This is a genomic window from Acaryochloris sp. IP29b_bin.148 (genome assembly GCF_028285565.1).
GTDB lineage: Bacteria > Cyanobacteriota > Cyanobacteriia > Thermosynechococcales > Thermosynechococcaceae > Acaryochloris.
Map to the genome: position 1 here is coordinate 1 of NZ_JANQOY010000118.1, position 3,260 is coordinate 3,260.

Sequence of the window (3,260 nt, forward strand, 5' to 3'; positions counted from 1 at the left end):
GCGATAGTCAGCCATGCGAAAAGGCATATTTGGATTGGGGTCAGTCTGAAACTCAATTTGCAAAACTACCTCATCGGATTGAAGTAGGATCAGCGAATCTGCTCGGATGGGTTCCAGGGATAATTCAGTGGGACTGAGTTCAGTTAGAGCAATCGGTTCGCCAATCAACCAGGAAGCAAAATCAGTGGAAAAGCTTTCTGCAAGGAACTTACAGGTGGAATCAAACATTCAGGGATTATAGCAGCACTGAGGGAAAGTCCGTATTGGGTGAGGCATATTTTCGATTAGCAGTAGCCAGTATGTGTTAACATGTTTATATATTAATAAAATAATATGCCTATATAAGCTCACAAAAACATAGTAATTTGAGAGCAAGCTGCTATATTGTCATAGGAATACAGTAATATGAGCGCATGAAAACTCTAGCTATCCTTTCTAGAAAAGGAGGTGTAGGCAAGACTTTGATTAGTTTGCACCTCTCGGTAGCATCTCAGGCTTCTGGTATTGAAACAGCACTCATTGATCTTGATCCGCAAGCTAGTGCAACGGGATGGGCAGAAGATCGAGAAAACGATGAACCATTTGTATTGCCAGTACATGGTGCCAGGTTGAGTAAGACATTGACACAACTTAGAGAACAAGGTGCTCAGTTGGCGATTATTGATACAGCACCTAATTCTGAAGGTTCATCCTTGATGGCTGCGAGAGCGGCTGATCTTGTGTTGATACCATGTCAACCTGCAATTCTCGATCTAAAAGCAATCAGAAATACTGTAGACATTGCGAAATTAGCAAAGGTCAAAGCCTATGCAGTACTCAATAGAGTCCCGCCTAAAGGCAGCATCATAGAAGATTCCAAAGAAGCAATAGCACAATACGATTTAGAAGTTTGCCCAAAGATGATAGGGCAAAGAGTAGCTTATAGCTATTCTTTGATTTCAGGAATGACGGCTCAAGAGTATGAGCCTAACGGTCAAGCGGCTAAGGAATTCTCTCAATTCTATAAGTGGGTAGAAAATAAATTGAGTTGACAGGCATATATGTTAATAAAAAAGCATGTTAACATGTTCTCATAGTAATGAGTTACTATGTGATTAGTACAATATGAATACTTAATCCTTCAAGGTAATTGCTATGCCTAAGCGAGCAAGTTTAAGTGAAAGAGTGGCCCAGTCCACAGCAGAGAAAGTTGAAGAAACTAAAGCTAAGAGCACAGTGCTGGGTAAGAAGAAGAAAGACTATCTACCGCCAAGTAGACAGGGCAAGAAGGTAGTGAGCGTGTATATCCCACCAACAAACATGAGGGATCTGAAGGTATTAGCTGCTGATGAAGATACTAATGTTCATGCTCTTGGTCTTGAGGCGCTAAACATGCTTTTGACATCTAGAGGTCTACCGCTCATTGAGCTAGACGAATAACAATTGATGCTTTCTCAGGAATCATTCCTGGGATGTTATTCAAAGCCAACATGACAGGGAAAACATATTAATAAATTCTTATGTATACAGGGTAACAAGTTAACGTGTTAACACATTAAACTATTAATAGATTGCTATATTTGCAAGTTAACAGTTTAATATATGAATTTGTTAATAAACTAATAGATTAGCAAGTACTCATGCAAATACATTGACAGATTAATATAAAGACATTTGTTTTCTTAATCGAGAGCAATGCAAATAGAAATAGGGGGGCCAACTGCTGGTAATCCTCTAATACATCAGCAGAACTTATCATTCACAGACTATTCAACGAGTTTTCAGTACTTTCAGCCCCAAAACCATTCATAAGTTCAACTTAATCGAGGGGTCTTCCATGACCCCTACCCCCAGAACCCCCTAAAATCGTTCTACAACTGACTACAAAAGAGTTGTTTTGTTATCAGTTCTATATGAGTGGAATCCTCAAGGTGAAAATGGTCATTTGCCGCCAACGAAACGAGCACTATCGCAGTCGGGAGTATCTGACCCTGGCGGAAGTGAATCGGCTGATCATGGCCGCTGAGTTGAGAGGTCGTCACCCGATCCGAGACAAAGCGTTGTTACTGCTGATGTTCCGTCATGGGTTGGGGGTCAGTGAAGCGATCTCCCTGAGATGGGATGCGGTGATGCTGGAGCTGAAAGCGATTGGGATTACTCGGCTCAAAGGATCCGTCAGTGGCACCCATCCGTTGCAGGCCGATGAGGTGGAGTCGTTGAAGGACTTACGCACTGAAGGTTACCCGGAACCGTATCTGTTTGTAGGGGAGCGGGGTGGTCATCTCAAACGTCATGCCGTGACGAGTCTGATCAATCGCTGTGCGGAGTTGGCGCAACTGGGAATTAAGTGCCATCCCCATATGCTGCGCCATAGCTGTGGGTATCACCTGGCGAATCAGGGGTTGGATACGAGATTGATCCAAGATTGGTTGGGTCATCGAAATATACAGCATACGGTGACGTATACGATGCTGAATCCGAAGCGGTTTGGGGAGATTGTGTGGGGGTGGGTTAGGACGGATGAGTAGGTGGAGGGGGCGATTGCGGAGTTGGTGTTTTGACAAGGGGTGAGTATATCTTGAGTAGGGTGGCATTTGTGCAAAACCTACGGTTTTGAAACTGAGTTAAAGTGCGGCTTTCAAGCTTTGGTAATGGTGCCCCTATGTGGCACCAAATTTAGCAAGATTCGGTTTGAGATTTATCGGTTCCAGACTCAGAATGCTCTTATAAGTCGCTACAGGAAATGACAGCGACTATGATAGTTTGAGGATTTTCTGTATGACAGGACTAGCTAGAAAAGTAGCGGTTATTACTGGCGCGAGTTCTGGGATAGGCTATGCCACAGCAAAACTGTTTGCCCTCGAAGGTGCAAGCGTTGTCCTGGGTGCTCGTCGCCGCGAAAAGCTGGAGCAGCTTTCCAGTGAAATCACTAAGAATGGGGGCAAGGCTCGATTTTTGGTAGGTGATGTCAAAGATGAGTTGTTTTCAAAGGAATTAGTTGACCTTGCTTGTATAGAGTTTGGTGGACTTGACGTTGCTTTCAATAATGCAGGTACCATCGGAGCGTTAGGAACGGCCTCGCATCAAGTAACCCTGTCAGAATGGGAAAATACGATCACTACCAACTTAACCAGCGCGTTTTTGGGGGCGAAATATCAGCTGCCTGAGATGCTTAAACGGGGAGGAGGTTCCATTATTTTCACCTCATCATTTGTGGGTTATACCGTTGGCATGCCCCAAAAAGCAGCCTATGCCGCCAGTAAGGCTGGCATGATCGGCCT

4 protein-coding genes and 1 pseudogene are annotated in these 3,260 nt (G+C 43.9%); 4 read left to right on the forward strand and 1 reads right to left on the reverse strand.

The features are described from left to right. Positions 1 to 228: pseudogene (locus Q0986_RS11200) on the reverse strand (hypothetical protein); the annotation flags it as partial. Positions 229 to 413: 185 nt separating this feature from the next. On the opposite strand from Q0986_RS11200, the gene parA reads away from it, so the two are divergent. The 4 genes from parA to Q0986_RS11220 form a co-directional block, all read left to right on the forward strand. Continuing rightward, positions 414 to 1,031, forward strand: a complete 618-nt coding sequence (parA, locus tag Q0986_RS11205; RefSeq protein ID WP_261892601.1) for a ParA family partition ATPase — start codon at positions 414 to 416, stop codon at positions 1,029 to 1,031. Positions 1,032 to 1,134: 103 nt separating this feature from the next. Continuing rightward, on the forward strand, positions 1,135 to 1,419 hold the full coding sequence (locus tag Q0986_RS11210) for a ribbon-helix-helix domain-containing protein (RefSeq protein ID WP_299409992.1): 285 nt from the start codon (positions 1,135 to 1,137) through the stop codon (positions 1,417 to 1,419). A 473-nt stretch (positions 1,420 to 1,892) separates the two neighbouring features. Further along, positions 1,893 to 2,507, forward strand: a complete 615-nt coding sequence (locus tag Q0986_RS11215; protein ID WP_299409994.1) for a tyrosine-type recombinase/integrase — start codon at positions 1,893 to 1,895, stop codon at positions 2,505 to 2,507. A gap of 250 nt (positions 2,508 to 2,757) precedes the next feature. Continuing rightward, positions 2,758 to 3,260: SDR family NAD(P)-dependent oxidoreductase (locus Q0986_RS11220; protein ID WP_299409997.1), on the forward strand; the 503-nt coding region annotated here is incomplete at its 3' end.

What these genes read in the sequence shown, in the direction of transcription:
- Q0986_RS11210 (WP_299409992.1), top strand. Translation starts at nt 1,135, where the DNA reads ATGCCTAAGCGAGCAAGTTTAAGTGAAAGAGTGGCCCAGTCCACAGCA.
- Q0986_RS11215 (WP_299409994.1), top strand. Translation starts at nt 1,893, where the DNA reads ATGAGTGGAATCCTCAAGGTGAAAATGGTCATTTGCCGCCAACGAAAC.
- parA (WP_261892601.1), top strand. Translation starts at nt 414, where the DNA reads ATGAAAACTCTAGCTATCCTTTCTAGAAAAGGAGGTGTAGGCAAGACT.